This is a genomic window from Microbacterium hydrocarbonoxydans (assembly GCF_023715885.1).
In the GTDB taxonomy this organism is placed as follows: Bacteria; Actinomycetota; Actinomycetes; order Actinomycetales; family Microbacteriaceae; genus Microbacterium; species Microbacterium hydrocarbonoxydans_C.
Genome location: NZ_JAMBOY010000002.1, coordinates 490,788 through 510,814, shown reverse-complemented (window position 1 = coordinate 510,814; position 20,027 = coordinate 490,788). Strand labels below are relative to the sequence as shown.

Below are 20,027 nucleotides of genomic sequence, written 5' to 3'. Positions count from 1 at the left end.
GTGTCTGCTGACCCACGGCAGGAGGCCGCGCGGACGTTCCGCGCGGCCTCCGGGCCGGTGACGTTCGTGCTGTGCTCGCTGCTCGCGCTCTTTCTCCTCGGCGACGCCGTCGTCCGCGCTGGGTGGGGGCAGATGCTCTTGCTCGCGCCCTGGGTGCTGCTGGGCCTCTGGGTCGTCTACGAGGTCGCGTTCGTCTCCACCGTGCGCGTCAACGAGAGCGGGGCGGTGGTGCAGAACATGCTCCGTCGCACGTCGTTCGGCTGGAACCGCGTCCGCGACATCGACCTGCGCTGGCAGCTCGTGTTCTCGCTCGACGACGGCACCGACGTCACCTGCTACGGCGGACCGGCCAGGGCGCGGCCGACGCGGCGCCCCGCCGACGATGATTCGGAGGCGAAGGCGCCAGCAGGGCTACGCGATCTCACAGAGATCCGCGATCGCTGGCAGACGGCCTCCGGACCGACGGATGCACCGATCCGCCGCGGATGGGATGGACGTGCGCTCCTCGCGCTCGGCGTGATCGTGGCATGGGCGATCGCCTCGATCGCGATCACCGCAAACTGACGGCGGCGCCGCTCCTCGTCGTCAGCCGGGGAGTCCGAAGAGCTCCGGCCACGTGGCCGCGGCCCAGGGATAGCCGACGAACACCGTCGCGTCGATGAGGAAATGCGCGACCAGGAACGGCATGAGCCTTCCGCTGCGCTGGAACAGCCATCCGAACAGCAGTCCCATCGCGAGGTTCCCGATGAACGCTCCGGGGCCCTGGTAGAGGTGATAGCTCGCCCGCAGCACCGACGTCGCGAGGATGATGGGCCATGGACCCCAGCCCAGCTGCCTCAGCCGGGCGAACAGGTACCCGAGAACCACGAACTCCTCCTGAATGGAGGCGCGGGCCGCGGCCAGCAGCAGCACGGGAACCGTCCACCAGTGCGCGTCGAGCCCTGCCGGGTTCACCGCGACGAACAGACCGAGGGCGCGCCCCACGAGGTAGAGCGCCAGGCCGGGGATGCCGATCGCCAGGACCAGCAGGATGCCGCGCCCGGCATCCGATCCGACTTTCCGGCCGTCCAAGCCGAGAAGTGCGAGGTGCGGGCGGCGCGACTCCCAGAGCAGGAAGCAGGCGAGCAGCACGGGAACGACCGAGAATCCGATCGAAAGGATCTGATAGACGAGATCGAAGACCTCGCGGTCGCTGCGCGAGGGGTTCAGTGTCGCCGTCTGGTCGGCGAGCGGCGTCGTGTCCGTCAGTCGGTACGCCAGCTGCACGATCGCGTAGACGGCCGACTGGCCGAGTCCGAGCGCCAGGACGATCGCGATCTCCCACCACAGACGGGAGCGCGAGGGGGCGGGGGAGAGGTCGACGGCTGTCACGTCCTGATCGTACGTCCCCGTGCCCGCAGCGTCACGGCAGCGGAGCGCTCACCTCGGCGGCCCACTGGCGGATGAGGCCCCGCTCCTCCTCGCCGCAGACGTAGCCGTAGCCCATCGTGCGGCCCTCGAAGGTCAGCGTCCACTGGTCCAGGTAGGTCAGGGCGTAGCAGTCCGCCATCGACTCCGAGCTTCCCTGGAAGTACCCCTGCTCGACCAGCTCGACGGCGGCGCTGGGTCCGTCGGGGTGGGTATCGGAGTCCGCACGCTGGTAGAGGTGCGTGAGCTCATGCAGGACGACCACGCGCATCCCCATGTCCCCCGGCAGCTGATCCTCCGGGGCGAGGTGCACGGCGAGCGGGTCCTCGGAGACGCAGCCGGCCGTGAAGCGACCCTCATCCGCGTTCCGTGAGGGGGCGCACGCCGTCGCGGCATCCCAGGCGATATCGATGAACCCCGCTCCCGCCTCGTCCACGATTCCCTCGGTGACGGATCCCGAGGCGTTCGTGCGCCGGGCGGTCGCGTCCGCGATCCGCTGCTCGAGCTCCTTGCGGGAGGTCTCCGCGCTCTGCGCCAGCTGCGCGGCGTAGGCCGCTGTGATGCCCGGCGCGGCCATGCTCTTCTCCAGCCGCTCGAACTCCGCGGTCCGCGTCACGAGGGGGGCGACCGGGTTGCCCTCGAGCTGAGCCGCGAGCTCGTAGAACCTCGCACGCTCCGCCTCGAAGGCGGCTGCGGGATCACCGGGCGCGGGCGCCCCGGAGTCGGGTGTCGAATCGGATCCTCCGCCCGAGAAGAGTGCGGCGCCGACCACGAAGACGACGATGACGAGCGCGACGAGGACCATGCCGCCGCAACCGATGAGAAGGCAGCCGATCCGACTCCGCCGCGCTGGACGAAGCGGCGCGCTGCCGGTTGCCGCGTACCCTCCGCCCGCGATCGGGTAGTTCGCGGCGGCAGCGGGGTTGACCTGGAGCATCCACTCCCGCAACTGCGGATAGCAGGCGGGATGCCCCAGGAGCAGGGGGTGCAGGTCGCGGCGCCGGGCCGCGATGTCGGCGAGCTGAGCCGGCGGGGTGTGCGGATTCCGAGCGGCGTCGAGGTCGGCGTCTCGCAGCTGTTCCCCCATCCCGCCAATCTAGTCGACGGTCCGCGCGCCTCCGCGCCGTGCTCAGGTACCGGTCCGTGCGCATACGGTAACCTGGAACGTCGGCTTCCCGGCGAAAACCCACACTCTTTAGGACTCCTGCATGGCGCACGCCCTCCGCTCTGACCTCCGCAACGTCGCAATCGTCGCGCACGTCGACCACGGGAAGACCACCCTCGTCGACGCGATGCTCCGCCAGACGGGCTCGTTCGGCGAACACGCCCACGTCGACGAGCGCGCCATGGACTCCAACGACCTGGAGCGTGAGAAGGGCATCACGATCCTCGCCAAGAACACGGCGATCACCTACAGGGGCGCCCACGCCGACGGGCAGGAGATCACGATCAACGTGATCGACACCCCCGGCCACGCCGACTTCGGCGGTGAGGTCGAGCGTGGACTGTCGATGGTCGACGGCGTGGTGCTGCTCGTCGACGCCAGCGAGGGTCCGCTCCCGCAGACCCGGTTCGTGCTGCGCAAGGCGCTCGAGGCCAAGCTGCCCGTCATCCTGCTGGTCAACAAGACCGACCGTCCCGACGCCCGCATCGCCGAGGTCGAGGAGGAGGCGCACGATCTTCTGCTCGGCCTCGCCTCCGACCTCGTCGACGACGTGCCCGACCTCGACGTCGACGCCCTGCTCGACGTGCCGGTCGTCTACGCCTCCGGACGCGCGGGCGCCGCATCGCTGAACCGTCCCGCCGACGGCTCGCTGCCCGACAACGACGACCTCGAACCGCTCTTCGGCGCGATCCTCGAGCACGTCCCGGCTCCGTCCTACGACGACGAGGCGCCTCTGCAGGCCTGGGTGACGAACCTCGACTCCAGCCCGTTCCTCGGTCGCCTCGCGCTGCTGCGCATCTTCAACGGCACGCTCAAGAAGGGCCAGACGGTCGCCTGGGTGCGCTCGGACGGCACCACGAGCAACGCCCGCGTCACGGAGCTGCTCAAGACCCGTGCGCTCGAGCGGTACCCCGCCGAGTCTGCCGGCCCCGGTGACATCGTCGCGATCGCGGGCTTCGAGAACATCACCATCGGTGAGACCATCGCCGACCCCGAGGACGTGCGTCCGCTGCCGGCCATCACGGTCGACGACCCCGCCATCTCCATGACGATCGGCACCAACACGTCGCCGCTCATGGGCAAGGTCAAGGGGCATAAGCTCACCGCGCGCATGGTGAAGGACCGTCTCGACCGGGAGCTCATCGGCAACGTCTCGCTCAAGGTGGTCGACATCGGCCGTCCGGACGCCTGGGAGGTGCAGGGGCGCGGGGAACTCGCGCTCGCCATCCTCGTCGAGAACATGCGCCGCGAGGGCTTCGAGCTCACGGTCGGCAAGCCCCAGGTGGTCACGAAGAAGATCGACGGCAAGACCTACGAGCCCTTCGAGCACCTCACGATCGACACTCCGGAGGAGCACCTCGGAGCGATCACCCAGCTGCTCGCCAACCGCAAGGGCCGCATGGAGAACATGACGAACCACGGCACCGGCTGGGTGCGCATGGAGTTCATCGTCCCGTCGCGCGGTCTGATCGGCTTCCGCAGCGAGTTCCTGACCACCACGCGCGGCACGGGCATCGCGAACGCCATCTCGCACGGCTACGAGCCGTGGGCCGGCCAGATCACGACCCGTCAGAACGGATCGATCGTCGCCGACCGCTCGGGTGTCGTCACGCCGTTCGCGATCATCGCCCTGCAGGAGCGCATGTCGTTCTTCGTGCAGCCCACGGCGGAGGTCTACGAGGGCATGGTCATCGGCGAGAACTCGCGTGCCGACGACATGGACGTGAACATCACCAAGGAGAAGAAGCTCACGAACATGCGGTCGGCCACGGCCGACAACTTCGAGTCGATGACGCCGCCTCGCGTGCTGACGCTCGAGGAGAGCCTGGAGTTCGCGCGCGACGACGAATGCGTCGAGGTGACGCCGGAGGCGGTGCGCATTCGCAAGGTCAACCTGGATGCCAACACCCGCGCCCGCGAGGCCGCGCGCCTCAAGCGTCAGGATGCCAACGCCTGACCCCGATCGCTCGAGAGGGCCCTGCACCGTCCGAGGACGGGGCAGGGCCCTCTCTCATGAAGCGCTCAGGTGCGATGTTGCAGAATCGTTACCTTGCGCCCGGAGCCGACTCCCGATGAGGGCTCCGCCAAGGGGCGTACGACGACCCGAAAGTCGAAACCCATGCTGCATAACACCCGTGCGCTTCGGCGCGCCTCGTCCGTGGCGGAGGCCCGCAACGCTGTCACCGCCCGCCGCCCGAAGTGGATCTTCGGAACCATCGCAGGGGGCGTCATCGGCGCAGCCCTCACCGTCGGCATCGTCTCCGCACCCGCCGCGGCCGGCGCCGAGACGCCCGCCGCCGTCGCCGACGTCACCTCGTTCGTGACCGGCGGTGCGGCGCCGCTCACCAAGAAGGCCGACGACGCCGCGATACACATCTCGCTCGCTCAGGACGCGGCGGCCGCCGCCGACGCGGTCACCGCCGAGGTCGCCGCCTCCGGCCTCGATCTCGCGGGCGCCCCCGCCGCAGTCGACACCTCCGACCTGGACACCTGGATCGACCGGCTCGGTGACCGCGACGGCCTGTCATCACGCGAGGTCACGAGCCTCACGGCCTACGTCACCTCCGAGACCGAGGCCGTCACGGCCGAGACCGCCACACTGCAGAACGACTACGCGGCTGCGCAGCAGCGCAAGGTCGAGCAGGAGCAAGCGGCTGCGGCTGCGGCCGCGCTGGCGCAGGCCAACACCCCGGAGGGCGCCAAGGCGACCGCCCGGCAGATGATGGCGAGCCGGTACGGCTGGGGCGATGACCAGTTCTCCTGCCTGAACTCGCTCTGGACCAAGGAGTCCGGCTGGAACTACAAGGCCTACAACAGGTCCGGCGGCGCAACGGGCATCCCGCAGGCGCTCCCTGGTAGCAAGATGGCCTCGGCAGGCGCGGACTGGCAGGACAACGCCGCCACCCAGATCGCCTGGGGTCTCGGCTACATCGAGTCGGTGTACGGCACGCCCTGCAGCGCATGGGGACACTCTCAAGCCAGCAACTGGTACTGAGCTGCACCCGCGCTCATCCGACGGCCCTCCGCCTCTAGGCAGGGGGCCGTCGTCGCGCTACCGTGGGCGAAGACGGCTGGGGCGTCGCCGATCCGAGGAGGGCGCGTGGAGTCCGCAGCACGGCACGACGTCCCGACTCACGTCTCGACGGGTTCGCTTCCCGGGTGGGCGAGCGTCGACGACCTGGTCCGCGAAGCGCACGCCGAGAGCACCGGCATCGACGGGGGGACTGTCGCCGACTACATCCCCGAGCTCGCCCACGCTGATCCGTCGCTTTTCGGACTCGCCCTGGTGGAGGTGGACGGCGGCCTGCATGATGCCGGCGACGCGCAGCATCCCTTCTCGATCCAATCCATCTCGAAGATGTTCGTCTACGCGCTCGCGATCCAGGAACACGGTCATGAGCGGGTGCGCGAGATCGTCGGGGTGAACAACACCGGGCTCGCCTTCAACTCCGTGATGGCGCTCGAGCTCAACGACGGCCACCCGATGAACCCCATGGTGAACGCGGGAGCCATCGCGACCACGGCCCTGCTGCCCGGAGCGACGTCGGTGGAGCGCTGGGAGCTTCTCAGGGAGGGGCTGTCGGCATTCGCCGGACGGCAGCTGCGACTCGACGGACGGGTCTACGCCTCCGAGGCCGAGAACAACGACCGCAACCGTGCGTTGGGGCGTCTGCTGCGCAGCTACGGGCGGCTGGACGGCGACCCCGACGAGGCGGTCGACGTCTACACGCGGCAGTGCGCGCTCCTGGTGACGGCTCACGATCTCGCGGTCATGGGGGCGACCCTCGCCGACGGTGGAGTGAACCCGGTCACACGCGAGCGCGTGGTCTCGGCGGAGGTCTGCCGAGACACGCTCGCCGTGGTGGCCGCGACCGGCCTGTACGAGCGCTCAGGGGAGTGGCTCTTCGAGATCGGTCTTCCCGCGAAGTCGGGGGTCGCAGGCGGGATCGTCGCCGTCTCGCCCGGCAAGTGCGCCGTCGCGGGATTCTCGCCGTTGCTCGACCGCGCGGGCAACTCGATCCGATCGCAGCGCGCGATCGCCCACCTCTCTCGATCGCTCGGGCTCGACCTCTTCGCGTCAGCGCCCGCGGGCGACCATCCGGGCGACGACCAGCTCGCGCGTCGCTGAGCACCCTGATCGACGGATCGTCACCCACCAACCAGGAGACGCCATGACCTCGACTTCATCCCTCGAGCCCCGCACCACCTGGCTGCCGCTCGTCAGCCTCTTCCTCGCGCAAGTGCTCATGTCGTTCAACGTCGCGGCGCTGCCGATCTCGCTCGGGGGTATCGTCGCCGAGTTCGGTGTGCCGCCCACCGTCGCGAGCACGACGATCGTCATGTACGGGCTGGCGGTCGCCGCGCTCGTGATGACCGGTGCGAAGCTCGGTCAGCGGATCGGCTGGGTGCTGATCTTCCGGATCGTCATCGTCCTGTTCGCCGGCTCGGCGGTGCTCATGATCGTGTCGCCGAGCGTCGGGTGGGCGATCGCCGGACAGGCGGTCGCCGGTGCCGCGGCCGCGATCATCGTTCCCTCGATCGTCGCACTCATCGCCGAGAACTATCGTGGCGGGCAGCAGGCCACGGCCATCGGGGCGATCGGATCGGCGCGGGCGATCTCGGGCGTCACCGCCTTCCTCATCGGGGGCACCCTCGGCACGCTCGTCGGATGGCGCCCCCTGTTCGTCATCGTGCTCGCCATCGCTGTGATCGTGTTCGCACTGAGCTTCACCCTGCGCGGGGACCGCGGTGACTCCTCCATCCGCATCGATCTGGTGGCGTCCCTTCTCATCGGGGCCGCGATCGTGCTGCTCACGCTCGGCTTCAACAATCTCAACGGCTGGGGCGCCGTCGCCGCGACGGAGGCGGCGCCTTTCAGCATCCTCGGGCTCTCGCCCGCGCCCATCTTCGTCGTGGTGGGCATCGTGCTGGGGCAATGCTTCTTCGTCTGGACCCGCCGGCGCATCGCCCGCGGCGGGGTTCCGCTGATAGACCTGCGCGTGCTCGAGTCGTCGCGCGAGCGTGCCGCCGTGTATGCGATGTTCATCGTCGTCGCGCTCGAGGCCTGCGTGAACTTCACCATCCCGCTGTACATCCAGATCGTGCAGGGGCGCACTCCGTTCGACACCTCGCTCGCGATGATGCCGTTCAACCTCACCGTCTTCGTCACGGCCACCCTCGTGGTGCGCTTCTACCGCCGCTATCCGCCCCGGATCATCGGGATGTTCGGCTTCGTCCTCACCACGGTGGCGCTGGTGTGGCTGTCGTTCGTCGTGAACAACAACTGGGAGACCCTCGCGACGATCCTCGGGCTCATCGTCTTCGGCATCGGGCAGGGCGCGCTCGTCACGCTCGTGTTCAACGTGCTCGTCACCGCGGCGCCGTCGGAGCTCGCCGGGGACGTCGGCTCCCTGCGTGGCACGACGCAGAATCTGGCCTCGGCGGTGGGCACGGCGCTGGCGGGTGCGCTGCTGGTGTCGCTGCTCGGGCTCAGCGTCGGGCGCGCGGTGGTCGACCATCCGGAACTGCCACCCGAGCTCGTCGCGCAGGTCGACCTCGACGATGTGAACTTCGTCAGCAACGACGATCTGCGGGTGGTGCTCGAGAGAACCGACGCGACGCCTGCTCAGGTCGACGCCGCGGTGGCCGTGAACGAGCAGGCGCGGCTGGGGACGCTGCGACTCGGACTCCTGCTCCTCGCCGGCATCAGTGCGATCGCGATCCTGCCTGCGTCACGTCTGCCGCGCTACAAGCCCGACGAGATCCCGGATCCGTCGCCCGCACCGACGGGGGAGTGATCAGCGCAGCTCGGAGATGAGCACCGCGCTCGTTCCGGGGACGACCGCCTCGAAGACATGCGGCACGTCACCGGCATAGGAGAGGTAGTCGCCGGGATTCAGCAGCACGGCTTCTCCGACCGGGCCGACGCGCGCCTGGCCTGAGACGAGGATGACGTGCTCGGTGGTCCCGCCGTGGTGCGGATCCGAGTGACGCGGTTCGCCCGGCTCGGCCTGGATCATGTACACGTCGCGACGTGCCCCGGGCGGGCTCGCCGACAGCAGGGTGGCGCTGTACGCGGCCGCCGACGATGGGACGCCCGCGTGCTCGTCCGCCCGGATCAGCGTAGGGGCGTTCGCCTGCTGGTCGACGAGGACGGCGAACGGCACGCCGAGCGCGACGCCGAGCGCCCACAGCGTCTCGACGCTGGGGTTGCCGGCCCCCGACTCCAGCTGCGAGACGGTCGCCTTCGAGATGCCGGCGCGACGCGCGAGCTCCGAAACCGAGATGCCGGCCGCCTCGCGCTCTCGACGGAGGGTGCGGGCGATGCGAGTGCGGAGGTCGTCCATTCGTTCATCATGTCAAACGATCGTTCGCTTGACTATCCTGCCTGACCTGTTCAGAATGATGATCATGTGTTCACTCGATCGAACGGTCGGCGGATGACGGCCGAGCGCGAGGTCTGGCGAGAGGCCGCGGGCGTCGTGATCGCGACCAGCGCGTACGGCGTCTCGTTCGGTGCGCTCGCGGTCGCCTCGGGTCTCGACGTCTGGCAGACCTGCGTGCTGAGTCTGCTCATGTTCACCGGGGGATCGCAGCTCGCGTTCGTCGGGGTCTTCGCCGCCGGGGGTGTGGCAGCTCTGCCGTCCGCGATCGCCTCCGCGGCGCTGCTCGGCGTGCGCAACATCGCCTACGGAATGCGCATGTCTCCCGTCGTCGGCACGACACCCGCGCGGCGCGCCGCGGCGGCGCACTTCACGATCGACGAGTCCACTGCCGTCGCGGTCTCGCAGAGCGACCCGGGTCTGCGGCAGGTCGGCTTCTGGGTCACCGGCATCGGCATCTTTTTCGGGTGGAACCTCACAACCCTGATCGGCGCGCTCGTCGGTGATGTCCTCGGCGACCCGAAGACCTGGGGACTGGATGCCGCGGCCGCCGCCGCCTTTCTGGCCTTGCTCCGGCCGCGTCTGCGGCAGCGCCAGGCGATCGCGGTCGGTGTGGCGGCGGCCCTCGTCGCCGCCGCTCTGACGCCCGCCCTCATGCCCGGCCTCCCCGTGCTGGTCGCGGCGCTGGTCGCGATCCTCGTCGGATGGTTCAACTGGCTGGGCCGCGATGATGTGCGAGCGGCTTCTGCGCCGGAGGAGGGGCGATGAGCGTCTGGAGCGCGGTCCTGCTCGCCGCCGTGATCTGTCTCGCGCTCAAGGCCGTCGGATACCTCGTGCCGCCGAAGGTGCTCGAGGCGCCGCGTCCTGCGCGCATCTCCGATCTGCTCACCGTGGCGCTGCTGGCGGCGCTCGTGGCCGTGCAGACCCTCGGCGCCGGACAGGCCGTCATCGTGGACGCTCGGGTGCCCGCGCTTCTCGTCGCGGCGGGACTGCTGTGGCTGCGGCAGTCGTTCCTCGTGGTCGTCGTCGCCGCGGCGGCGGTCGCCGCGCTGCTGAGACTGACGGGGCTCGCGGCATGAGGCCAGCCGTCGCGGCGGCGTCGGCACCGACCGTGGCGGGTGCCGAGCGCGCGTAGGATCGATCCGTGCGTATCGGATGGATCTCCCGGGTGCTGTCCTGGGTCGCCGCGGCTCTCGTCGGCGGCGTCTTCGGCGTGGCCGGCACCATCGCCCACAGCGTGACGTGGGGGCCGATGCCCGTCGGCCTCATCGTCGGCACCATCGCGTGCGGCGCCATCCTCGTCGCCATCCGCGCCCTGACCCACGATCGTGGAGCAGCCCTGGCCTCCGGCCTCGGCATGCTCGGCATGCTCGTGCTGATCTCGGGCGTCGGGCCGGGCGGTTCGATCGTCGTGCAGGAGTCCCTGAGCGGCAGGATCTGGATCTACGTGGTCGCGGGGCTCGTTCTCCTCGTCGTCGCGTGGCCGCGGATAGCCCGCGTGCCGTCGCGCACGGAGTTGCCTGCGGCAGCGGCTCAGACGGACGCCGTTCCGTCACCCATCACCGAGGTGCCCGGTGTCGATCGGCATTCCACCGGCGGCATCGAGCCGCAGCGGGGAGATCGTACGGGTCTCGGCACGTAGACTGGTGGCGTGACGTATGTGATCGCCCTCCCGTGCGTCGATGTCAAGGACCGCGCCTGCATCGACGAGTGCCCCGTTGACTGCATCTACGAGGGTGAACGGTCGCTGTACATCCACCCCGACGAGTGCGTCGACTGCGGCGCCTGCGAGCCGGTCTGCCCCGTCGAGGCGATCTACTACGAGGACGACCTGCCCGAGGAGTGGCAGGACTACTACAAGGCCAACGTCGAGTTCTTCGACGAGGTCGGGTCGCCCGGTGGGGCGGCCAAGGTCGGGGTCATCGCCCACGATCACCCGATCATCGCCGCCTTGCCGCCGCAGGGCGAGTAGCCCGTGAGCGTCCACGACCTCGCTGACTTCCCCTGGGACGCGGTGGTCCCGTACCGCGAGCGGGCGGCGCGGCATCCGGACGGTCTCGTCGATCTCTCCGTGGGCTCTCCGGTCGACCCGACCCCCGAGCTGATCCGCCGGGCCCTCGCCGACGCGACCGATGCGCACGCCTACCCGCAGACCGTCGGCACGCCGACCCTTCGTGAGGCGATCGTCGACTGGTACGCGCGCCGCAGGGGAGTGCCCGATCTCACGGTCGACAATGTGCTCCCCACGATCGGCTCCAAGGAGCTCGTGGCGCTTCTGCCGACGCTTCTGGGGCTCGGCGAGGGTGACATCGTCGTGCATCCGCGAGTGGCCTATCCGACCTACGAGGTGGGCGCGCGCGTCGCGGGAGCGACCCCGGTCGCCGCCGACGATCCCGCCGAATGGCCGGAGGGCGCCAGACTCATCTGGATCAACACGCCTGGCAACCCCGACGGGCGCACCTGGGCCGTCGAAGAGCTCGCCGCAGCGGTGCGCCGCGCGCGGGAGCTCGACGCCGTGCTCGCGAGCGACGAGTGCTATGCGGAGCTCGGCTGGGACGGAGCCTGGGCATCCGAGACCATCCCGTCGATCCTCGACCCGCGGGTCACCGGGGGCAGCAGGGCCAACCTGCTGAGCGTCTACTCGCTGAGCAAGCAGTCGAACCTCGCGGGCTACCGGGCGGCCTTCCTCGCGGGTTGTGCTCGCATCGTGGGCGACCTCCTCACGGCCCGAAAGCACCTCGGACTGATGCCTCCGGCGCCTGTGCAGCACGCGATGGCCGTCGCCCTCGGCGACGACGAGCACGTGACAGCGCAGAAGGAGCTCTACCGCGAGCGCCGCGACGCCCTGCGCCCGGCCCTCGAGGCGGCGGGATTCCGCATCGACGGCTCCGAGGCGGGACTGTACCTGTGGGCGACCGCGGGGGAGGACGCCTGGGCGAGCATGTCGCGCCTCGCCGACCTCGGCATCCTCGCCGGTCCCGGTTCGTTCTACGGCGCCTTCTCAGGGCAGCACGTGCGGCTCGCACTCACCGCGCCGACGGCGCGCGTGCGCGAGGCGGCGCGGCGCTTGCGCGACTCGGCGCTGTAGAAGTCCTCCCCGACACCCCCGTTGTTTTGTGCGATGTCACAGTAGGCCTATGCGCCTACTAGGCTGTAGAAGCGATTCGGTCGCGTATCGACGATCTCGGCTCGACCCCGACGCACAGCGTCGTGACATCGCCACACCAGGCTTGATGAAGACCCATGAGGAGGCCCCCGCGTGAGCGCAGCGGCAGACCAGCAGGCGACGGCGAAGCTGACGATCGGCGAGACCACGGCGGAGTTCCCCGTCGTGCGCGGCACGGCCGGCCACGACAGCATCGACTTCTCGACGCTGACCAGGCAGACCGGCTACACCGGCCTGGACTACGGATTCGTGAACACGGCGTCGACCAAGTCGGAGATCACGTTCATCGACGGCGACAAGGGCATTCTGCGGTATCGCGGATATCCGATCGAGCAGCTCGCCGGCAAGACGAGCTACCTCGAGGTGGCCTGGCTCCTCATCTACGGCGAGCTGCCCTCGGCGGCCGAGCTCGCCGAGTTCGACGAGAAGATCCGCCGTCACACGCTGCTGCACGAAGACCTCAAGCGCTTCTTCTCCGCGCTGCCGCACACCGCGCACCCCATGTCGGTCCTGTCGTCGGCCGTCGCCGCGCTCTCGACCTACTACGAGGGTCAGACGGATCCGCACAACCCCGAGCACGTCGAGCTCAACATGGTGCGCATGCTCGCCAAGCTGCCCGTCATCGCCGCCTATGCGCACAAGAAGAGCGTCGGCCAGGCCTTCCTCTACCCCGACAACTCGCTCGGCTTCGTGGAGAACTTCCTCAAGCTCAACTTCGGCGTCAACTCCGAGCCGTACGAGATCAACCCGGTCATGTCGAAGGCGCTCGAGCTCCTCCTCATCCTGCACGAGGACCATGAGCAGAACGCCTCGACCTCGACCGTGCGTCTGGTCGGCTCCACCGGGGCCAACCAGTTCGCATCGATCTCCGCCGGCATCCAGGCCCTCTCAGGCCCCCTCCACGGTGGTGCGAACGAGGCGGTGCTCACGATGCTCGGCCAGATCCGCGATTCCGGTCAGAGCGTCTCGCGCTTCGTGGAGCGTGTGAAGAACAAGGAGGAGGGCGTCAAGCTCATGGGCTTCGGCCACCGGGTCTACAAGAACTACGACCCGCGCGCCAAGCTCGTGAAGGAGGCCGCCGGCGAGGTCCTCGCCGAGCTCGGTGTGACCGACCCGCTTCTCGACCTCGCGCAGGAGCTCGAGGAGATCGCGCTCGCCGACGACTACTTCAAGGAGCGCCGCCTCTACCCGAACGTCGACTTCTACACCGGCGTCATCTACAAGGCCATGGGGTTCCCGACCCGCATGTTTACGGTGCTCTTCGCGATCGGTCGCCTGCCCGGCTGGCTCGCCCAGTGGCGCGAGCTGCAGCTCGACCCGCAGACGAAGATCGGCCGTCCGCAGCAGCTGTACACGGGCTCGGTCGAGCGCACGTTCCAGACGCGCTGACGTCGGACGTACGAGACACAGACGAGAAGAGCGGATGCCGTGCGGCATCCGCTCTTGTCGTCTCGTCGTGCGGGGGTCAGCGGCCCTGGCTGCCGCGACCGCGACCGCCCTGGCGGGAGCCGCCCTGCGACTGACCGCCCTTACCGCCCTGTCCCTGTCCGCCGGACCGCGGGCGCCGGCGACGACGCGACGGCGGGGTGGTGGCCGAGCCGCGCTCGCCGCCCGCCGGGCGCTGCTTCGGGGCCTGACGCTGCGGCTGCTTCTGCACGGGCGCCGGGCGCACGTGCGGCGCGCGCTCGGGTACCAGCTGAGCGACGGCAGCGGGCGTGACCTCTTCGAGCGCCGCCGTGATGGCGGCCTTGCGCAGCAGGTCCTTGACGTCGCGGCGCTGCTCCGGGAGCACCACGGTCACCACGGTGCCCGCAGCACCGGCACGCGCCGTGCGGCCGGAGCGGTGCAGGTACGCCTTGTGCTCCATGGGCGGGTCGACGTGCACCACGAGGTCGACGTTGTCGACGTGCACGCCGCGGGCCGCGACGTCGGTCGCGACGAGCACCCGCACGCCGCCGTCGTCGGGATCGCTCGAGAAGGCGCCGAGGTTGCGCTCGCGGGCGTTCTGCGAGAGGTTGCCGTGCAGGTCGACGGCGGGGATGCCTGCCGCCGTGAGCTGCTTCGCGAGTTTCTTGGCCTGGTGCTTGGTGCGGGTGAAGAGGATGCGGCGACCGGTGCCGGAGGCGAGATCACGCACGAGCGTCGTCTTGTTCTCGGTCGAGTCCACGACGAGCACGCGGTGCGTCATCTCGCCGACCGGCACACTGGCCTCGTCGACCTCGTGGCTCACCGGGTTCACGAGGAACCGGCGCGCGAGAGTGTCGATGCCGCGGTCGAGCGTCGCGCTGAACAGCAGTCGCTGGCCGCCGGCGGGCGTCGCGTTCAGGATGCGGGTGACACCGGGGAGGAATCCGAGGTCGGCCATGTGGTCGGCCTCGTCGAGCACGGTGACCTCGATCTCGCTCAGGCGGACGACCTGCTGCTTCATGAGGTCCTCGAGGCGGCCGGGGCAGGCGACGACGATGTCGACGCCGCCGCCCAGCGCCTGCTCCTGCGGGCGCTGGCTCACACCGCCGAACACGGTCGTGACCTTCAGGCCGGCAGCCTCGGCGAGCGGAGCGAGGGTCGCGGCGATCTGCGTCGCGAGCTCGCGGGTCGGTGCCAGCACGAGCCCGCGGGGGAGGCCGGAGCGGCGCTTCCCGCCGGAGGCGGCGAGGCGGGCGACGAGGGGCAGCGCGAACGCGATCGTCTTACCGCTGCCCGTGCGGCCGCGGCCGAGAAGGTCGCGGCCGGCGAGCGAGTCGGGCAGCGTGTCGCGCTGGATGGCGAACGCCTCCGTCTTGCCCGAGGCGGCGAGAACAGCGGCGAGATCGGCGGGTACGCCGAGTTCGAGGAAGGAAGGCATAGAAAGAGCTCCATCAGCGCGTGCGCACGACCGCACGCGAGGGTTCTGGGTATGAGGTGGCGACGGCGCAGGACAGCGCATCGGTTCGCCGTGCGAAACGCCAGCTGAGGCTGGTTGTGGGGGCGGCTCTGGAGCGCCCGCTTCGGTCCTCGGAGACCCCGTGACGACGACGACATCGCCGGACTGGAGGCCCGTACGACCCCTACAGTCTATCAGCGCGGTCGCGATCTCCGGCGCTGGCCGGTCTCAGGCGTGCAGCGCCTCGTTCAGGGTGACGCCGACGCCCGCTCTCGTGACCGCCTCGACGGCACCGCTGAGCGAGTTGCGACGGAAGAGCAGACCGTCGCGCCCGGAGAGCTCCGCGCCCTTGACGGAGGGACGCCCGCCACCGGGCGTCGCCGGCCCGTCGACCAGCACGACCTTGGTCCCGGCCGTCACGTAGAGGCCCGCTTCGACGACGCAGTCGTCGCCGAGCGAGATGCCGATGCCGGCGTTCGCGCCGAGAAGGGTGCGCGCGCCGATCGAGACGCGATGCGAACCGCCGCCGGACAGCGTGCCCATGATCGAGGAGCCGCCGCCGATATCGCTGCCGTCGCCGACGACGACGCCCTGCGAGATGCGTCCCTCGACCATCGAGGCGCCGAGCGTGCCGGCGTTGAAGTTTACGAATCCCTCGTGCATGACCGTGGTGCCTGGCGACAGATGCGCACCGAGGCGCACTCGCGACGCGTCGGCGATGCGCACGCCCGCGGGCTGCACGTAGTCGGTGAGACGCGGGAACTTGTCGAGTCCCTGCACCTGGATGCCGGCGCGCTGCAGCAGGGGACGGAGCCGTGCCGCGTCGTCGGGGTGCATCGGTCCGGCGTTCGTCCACGCCACGTTCGGGAGGTGCCCGAAGATGCCGTCGAGATTGAGCTCGTTCGGGCGCACGATGAGGTGCGAGAGCGAGTGCAGACGGAGGTAGGCGTCGACCGTGGAGGCCGGGGGCGCGTCGAGGTCGATGTGCAGCTGCACGGTCTCTACGGTCACGTTGCGGCGCTCGTCCGGTCCGGCGACGGCATCCAGCGTCAGCAGAGCGGCTGCGGCGTCTCCCGCCGCCGGCGCCGTGATGGAGACCTCGGGGAACCATGCGTCGAGGACGGTGCCGTCGCCGGCGATGGTCGAAAGTCCAGTACCCCACACGGTGCGCGCCTCAGTCATGCCTCCACGGTATCGCCACTTCCATCGGGCCGACGCCCGCGTGACGGGGTAAGTAGGCTGGGTCCATGCTGCTCGACCTCACCGCGTCATCCCTCGATCTGACCCGCGCGATCTGCGACATCCCCAGTGTGTCCGGCGAGGAGAAGCCGCTCGCCGACGCGATCGAAGAGGCCGTCTCCGGGTACGCCCATCTCGAGGTGATCCGCCACGGCAATACGATCGTGGCGCGCACCTCGCTCGGCCGCGCGCAGCGCGTGGCCATCGCCGGCCACATCGACACCGTCCCGATCAACGGCAACGTCCCCACGCGCGACATCGACATCGATGGGACGCCGTTCCTGTGGGGCCGTGGCACCGTCGACATGAAGGCGGGCGTCGCGGTGCAGCTGAAGCTGGCCGCCGAGCTGACGGACCCGGCGGTCGACATCACCTGGATGTGGTACGACAACGAAGAGGTCGAGGCGTCCAAGAACGGGCTGACGCTGCTCGCCGCGGAGCGTCCCGATCTGTTCCAGGCGGACTTCGCGATCCTCGGCGAGCCGTCCAACGGCGAGGTGGAGGGCGGATGCAACGGCACGATGCGCGCGATCGTGCGCACGTCCGGAGTACGCGCCCATGCAGCCCGTGCGTGGATCGGCGAGAACGCGATCCACCGTGCAGCGCCCGTCCTCGCGAGGCTCGCCGAGTACCGCGCGCGAGAGGTCGCCGTCGAGGGGCTGCTCTACCGGGAGAGCATGAGCGCCGTCCGCATCACCGGCGGAGTCGCGGGCAACGTCATCCCCGACGCGTGCGAAATCGAGGTCAACTACCGCTTCGCTCCGAGCAAGTCGGCGGCGGATGCCGAGGCCCACATCCGCAACCTGCTCGCCGGATTCGACGTCGAGATCACGGATGCCGCGGAGGGCGCCCGTCCCGGTCTCGATGCCCCGATCGCGAAGGAGTTCGTCGCCGCCGTCGGTGCCGAACCCCGACCGAAGTACGGGTGGACCGACGTCGCGCGATTCTCCGCCCTCGGCATCCCGGCCGTGAACTACGGGCCGGGAGATCCGCACCTCGCCCACCACGATGAGGAGCGGGTTGCCGTCTCGCAGATCGAGGCCGTGGAGCGAGGGCTGCGTACGTGGCTCAGCTCGCGCTGACGCTCGGTCGGCGGTGGGCGCGCACCCCTGCGCCCCTCAAGATCGCCGTGATCTATCTCGCGGCGCGCGCGGTCACCACCGCTCTCATGATCGCCGCCGCCCTGCAGTCGACCTCGCTCTCGCGCTTCGGCGCCGATCCCGGACTCGGCGACTTCGTCGTCGGGTGGGATGCGCAGTGGTACTGGCTCGTCGCGGAGGAAGGCTACCCGTCGACGCTCCCGCTCACGGACTCCGGCGACGTGGCCGAGAACGCGTGGGCGTTCATGCCGGTCTTCGCATACGCGGCGAAGGGCATCGGGTTCCTGCTCGGCTCCTGGGGAGCGGGCGCACTCCTGCTCTCATTCGGTGCCGGGTACCTCGCCTGCCTCGCTCTCCATCGGTTGCTGCGCGACCGGATCGGACGAAGGGCCGCGCTCTGGGCGGTGGCGTTCTTCGCGTTCGGGCCGCTGGCCGCGATGTTCCAGGTCGGGTATGCGGAGACGCTCTTCCTCCTGCTGCTCTTCCTCGCGCTCGACGCCACGATCCGGCGTAGATACGCGTGGCTGTACTTGCTCGTCCCCGTCATGGCGTTCACGCGCCCCGGCATCCTGGCGTTCGCGCTGTACCTCGGGCTGCACGGCATCCTGCGCTTTCTGCGTCGTCGGGACGATCCGCTCCTGCCGAGGGAGGCGGTGCACATCGTCGCGCTGGGAGCGCTCGCTGTGGCCTGCGGGTTCGGCTGGCAGCTCCTCGCGGGTGCGGTCACCGGCGACCCCGGTGCCTATCTGGCCACCGAGCTCGCCTGGCGACGTCTCTGGATCGTCGGGGGAGTGGAGGGGTTCGTCCCCTTCGAGGGGTGGGTGCAGGCGTCGTCGTTCTGGTTCGCGCAGTGGGGACTGCCGACCGCGTGGGGACCGGTCGCCCTCGTCCTGCTCGTCGTCGCTCTCGCATCCGCGTTGCTGCTCCTGCCGCAGGTGCGTCGCGTCGGCGCCGATCTGCGGCTCTGGAGCGCGAGCTACCTGCTCTACCTGCTGCTGGTCTTCTTCCCGCAGTCGAGCACCTTCCGCCTGCTGCTGCCGCTCAGTCCGCTGTGGGGAGCGGTCGCCGTCCCGCGCTCCCGGCTGTGGCGACTCGGCGTCCTCGCGCTCTGCCTGCTCGGTCAGTGGGTCTGGATCTTCCACGTGTACGCGCTCGGGAACACGTTCTGGCAGGTGCCGTGAATGTTAACGCGTGATTGCATTTCTTCTCAGCGGACATCCAGGTCTCGGCCCCACCCGATAAACTGATCGCATACCACCGGAGGAAAAGGAGCCCACGATGGCAGCGATGAAGCCGAGGACCGGAGACGGACCGATGGAGGCCGTGAAAGAAGGGCGCCTCATCATCGTGCGTGTCCCGCTCGAGGGCGGCGGCCGCCTGGTCGTGTCCGTGAACGACGCTGAGGCGAAGGAGCTTCACGACGTGCTGGCAGCCGTCGTGGCGCCGGCCTGACCGAACTCCGGTCCGCTCGATGCGGACCACCGAAGAGGGCGACGGAGAGATCCGTCGCCCTCTTCGCGTCTGTGTGGCACATCTGTGCCGGGATCGACGCAGGACGCGGTCGATGCGCTCAGTCGGCAGCGACGCTGACGAGCTGCAGAAGACCCTCGCCGGCCGAGGAGACCGTCGCGAGGACCGCGGGTGACTCCTGCGTCTCCTGGATGAGGGAGCGGAACGCGGTGGTGACCGCGTCGCGCTGCACCGGATCGGCGACCTTTCCGCCGGCGAGCACGCGCGGCACGAGCACCATCCCGCCGGTGCGCACCAGGCGCAGACCGTGCTCGACGTACTCGATCACGTTCTCGGGGTCGGCGTCGACGAGGACGATGTCGTAGGACGCCTCGTTCATGCGGGGCAGCACGTCGGCCGCGCGGCCCGTGATGAAACGCGCCTTCGTGGCGGGGACGCGGGCGTCGGCGAATGACTGCCGCGCCGCGGCGAGGTGCTCCGGCTCGTTGTCGATCGACGTGAGCACGGCCTGCGGCGCCCCGCGCAGCAGCCAGAGTCCCGAGACACCGGCGCCGGTGCCGATCTCGACGATCGAGCGGGCTCCCGTCGCGGCGGCCAGCACGGCGATCTGCGAGCCGACCGCGGCGCTCACCGGGGCCGCGCCGAGCTCGATCGCGTGAGCACGCGCGCGGGCGATCGCGGAGGGCTCCACGATCGACTCGCGGATGAAACGTGCGTTCGCATCGTTCTCGCTCATTGCCCTGATTCTCCCGACTGAGGTCTGTGTGTTCCCAGCGTATGCGCTCGGTGTGCGGCAGGCGGGCAGGCGCGGCGGTAGCCTGGACAGATGCAGTTCGGGATCACGTTCGAGAAGCTGCTGCTGATCGGTCTGATCGCTGTTCTGCTCGTCGGACCTGAGCGGCTGCCTCGCTATGCCGAGAGCGTGGCGAAGCTCGCCCGTCGTGCCGGCGAGTTCCTTCGGGACACGCGCTCGCGGGTGCGCGACGAGATGGGACCCGAGCTCGACGACGTCGACTGGCGCAAGCTCGACCCCCGCCAGTACGACCCCCGACGCATCATCAGGGACGCGCTCTTCGAAGACGACAGGACCCCGACTCCCACGCCCAGCGCGGGAGTCGTCGCGGAGCCCGCGGTGGTCGCGCCGAAGAAGCCGACGGTGCGGCCGGACTTCTCCGTGGAGAGCCCCCCGCCGTACGACGCCGAAGCGACCTGAGCGGACGGGCGGACAACTCGC

21 protein-coding genes are annotated in these 20,027 nt (G+C 69.8%); 15 read left to right on the top strand and 6 right to left on the bottom strand.

Translation table 11 applies throughout. The annotated features are described in order from the left end of the window. Positions 1–564, top strand: coding sequence for a PH domain-containing protein (locus M3195_RS06740; protein WP_251585858.1), 564 nt, complete (start codon positions 1–3; stop codon positions 562–564). A gap of 21 nt (positions 565–585) precedes the next feature. Here the strand turns inward: M3195_RS06740 and M3195_RS06735 are convergent, their stop codons facing one another. Next, on the bottom strand, positions 586–1,371 hold the full coding sequence (locus tag M3195_RS06735; protein WP_251585856.1) for a CPBP family intramembrane glutamic endopeptidase: 786 nt from the start codon (positions 1,369–1,371) through the stop codon (positions 586–588). Positions 1,372–1,402: 31 nt separating this feature from the next. Beyond that, a complete protein-coding gene (locus M3195_RS06730; protein ID WP_251585855.1) occupies positions 1,403–2,494 on the bottom strand; it encodes a variant leucine-rich repeat-containing protein in 1,092 nt (363 codons plus the stop codon). A gap of 121 nt (positions 2,495–2,615) precedes the next feature. Between M3195_RS06730 and typA the strand changes: the two genes are divergently transcribed. The 4 genes from typA to M3195_RS06710 all read left to right on the top strand — a co-directional run bounded on the left by typA (position 2,616) and on the right by M3195_RS06710 (position 8,370). Beyond that, positions 2,616–4,529, top strand: a complete 1,914-nt coding sequence (typA, locus tag M3195_RS06725) for a translational GTPase TypA (protein ID WP_251585853.1) — start codon at positions 2,616–2,618, stop codon at positions 4,527–4,529. Positions 4,530–4,691: 162 nt separating this feature from the next. Continuing rightward, positions 4,692–5,567, top strand: coding sequence for a phospholipase (locus tag M3195_RS06720; protein ID WP_251585851.1), 876 nt, complete (start codon positions 4,692–4,694; stop codon positions 5,565–5,567). Positions 5,568–5,672: 105 nt separating this feature from the next. Beyond that, positions 5,673–6,701: a glutaminase A gene (glsA, locus tag M3195_RS06715; protein WP_251585850.1), complete on the top strand. Its 1,029-nt coding sequence runs from the start codon at positions 5,673–5,675 to the stop codon at positions 6,699–6,701. Between the two features lie 43 nt (positions 6,702–6,744). Then, the gene (locus M3195_RS06710) at positions 6,745–8,370 is read left to right on the top strand and encodes an MFS transporter (protein ID WP_251585848.1); all 1,626 of its coding nucleotides are present in this window, start codon (positions 6,745–6,747) and stop codon (positions 8,368–8,370) included. Here M3195_RS06710 and M3195_RS06705 read toward each other — a convergent pair whose 3' ends face one another. Continuing rightward, positions 8,371–8,919 (bottom strand): helix-turn-helix domain-containing protein, encoded by a 549-nt coding sequence (locus tag M3195_RS06705; RefSeq protein ID WP_251585846.1) that lies wholly within the window; start codon positions 8,917–8,919, stop codon positions 8,371–8,373. It abuts the gene before it with no gap. A gap of 93 nt (positions 8,920–9,012) precedes the next feature. Between M3195_RS06705 and M3195_RS06700 the strand changes: the two genes are divergently transcribed. The 6 genes from M3195_RS06700 to M3195_RS06675 all read left to right on the top strand — a co-directional run bounded on the left by M3195_RS06700 (position 9,013) and on the right by M3195_RS06675 (position 13,510). Then, positions 9,013–9,723 carry an AzlC family ABC transporter permease gene (locus M3195_RS06700; RefSeq protein WP_251585844.1) on the top strand — a complete coding sequence of 237 codons (711 nt, stop codon included), beginning with the start codon at positions 9,013–9,015 and terminating at the stop codon, positions 9,721–9,723. After that, on the top strand, positions 9,720–10,034 hold the full coding sequence (locus M3195_RS06695) for an AzlD domain-containing protein (protein WP_251585842.1): 315 nt from the start codon (positions 9,720–9,722) through the stop codon (positions 10,032–10,034). Before M3195_RS06700 ends, M3195_RS06695 begins: the two co-directional genes overlap by 4 nt. 65 nt (positions 10,035–10,099) lie before the next feature. Further along, positions 10,100–10,597, top strand: coding sequence for a histidinol dehydrogenase (locus tag M3195_RS06690; protein WP_251585840.1), 498 nt, complete (start codon positions 10,100–10,102; stop codon positions 10,595–10,597). A gap of 9 nt (positions 10,598–10,606) precedes the next feature. Continuing rightward, positions 10,607–10,927: a ferredoxin gene (gene fdxA / locus M3195_RS06685; protein WP_050721431.1), complete on the top strand. Its 321-nt coding sequence runs from the start codon at positions 10,607–10,609 to the stop codon at positions 10,925–10,927. Between the two features lie 3 nt (positions 10,928–10,930). Continuing rightward, positions 10,931–12,043, top strand: a complete 1,113-nt coding sequence (gene dapC, locus M3195_RS06680; protein WP_251585838.1) for a succinyldiaminopimelate transaminase — start codon at positions 10,931–10,933, stop codon at positions 12,041–12,043. A 171-nt stretch (positions 12,044–12,214) separates the two neighbouring features. Next, positions 12,215–13,510: a citrate synthase gene (locus M3195_RS06675; protein ID WP_251585836.1), complete on the top strand. Its 1,296-nt coding sequence runs from the start codon at positions 12,215–12,217 to the stop codon at positions 13,508–13,510. Between the two features lie 76 nt (positions 13,511–13,586). On the opposite strand, the gene M3195_RS06670 is transcribed toward M3195_RS06675, so the two are convergent. Then, positions 13,587–14,966, bottom strand: a complete 1,380-nt coding sequence (locus M3195_RS06670) for a DEAD/DEAH box helicase (RefSeq protein WP_251585834.1) — start codon at positions 14,964–14,966, stop codon at positions 13,587–13,589. A 246-nt stretch (positions 14,967–15,212) separates the two neighbouring features. Further along, positions 15,213–16,166 carry a 2,3,4,5-tetrahydropyridine-2,6-dicarboxylate N-succinyltransferase gene (gene dapD / locus M3195_RS06665; protein WP_251585832.1) on the bottom strand — a complete coding sequence of 318 codons (954 nt, stop codon included), beginning with the start codon at positions 16,164–16,166 and terminating at the stop codon, positions 15,213–15,215. A 65-nt stretch (positions 16,167–16,231) separates the two neighbouring features. On the opposite strand from dapD, the gene dapE reads away from it, so the two are divergent. The 3 genes from dapE (at position 16,232) to M3195_RS06650 (ending at position 18,775) form a co-directional block, all read left to right on the top strand. Continuing rightward, positions 16,232–17,305, top strand: a complete 1,074-nt coding sequence (gene dapE, locus M3195_RS06660) for a succinyl-diaminopimelate desuccinylase (protein ID WP_251585830.1) — start codon at positions 16,232–16,234, stop codon at positions 17,303–17,305. Continuing rightward, on the top strand, positions 17,287–18,504 hold the full coding sequence (locus M3195_RS06655) for a hypothetical protein (RefSeq protein ID WP_251585828.1): 1,218 nt from the start codon (positions 17,287–17,289) through the stop codon (positions 18,502–18,504). The genes dapE and M3195_RS06655 overlap by 19 nt, the downstream gene beginning before the upstream one ends. 97 nt (positions 18,505–18,601) lie before the next feature. Next, positions 18,602–18,775, top strand: a complete 174-nt coding sequence (locus M3195_RS06650; RefSeq protein WP_017203323.1) for a DUF3117 domain-containing protein — start codon at positions 18,602–18,604, stop codon at positions 18,773–18,775. A gap of 118 nt (positions 18,776–18,893) precedes the next feature. On the opposite strand, the gene M3195_RS06645 is transcribed toward M3195_RS06650, so the two are convergent. Continuing rightward, the gene (locus M3195_RS06645) at positions 18,894–19,529 is read right to left on the bottom strand and encodes an O-methyltransferase (protein ID WP_251585826.1); all 636 of its coding nucleotides are present in this window, start codon (positions 19,527–19,529) and stop codon (positions 18,894–18,896) included. Positions 19,530–19,619: 90 nt separating this feature from the next. On the opposite strand from M3195_RS06645, the gene M3195_RS06640 reads away from it, so the two are divergent. Further along, positions 19,620–20,006, top strand: coding sequence for a twin-arginine translocase TatA/TatE family subunit (locus tag M3195_RS06640; RefSeq protein ID WP_251585824.1), 387 nt, complete (start codon positions 19,620–19,622; stop codon positions 20,004–20,006). Positions 20,007–20,027 lie beyond the last annotated feature (21 nt).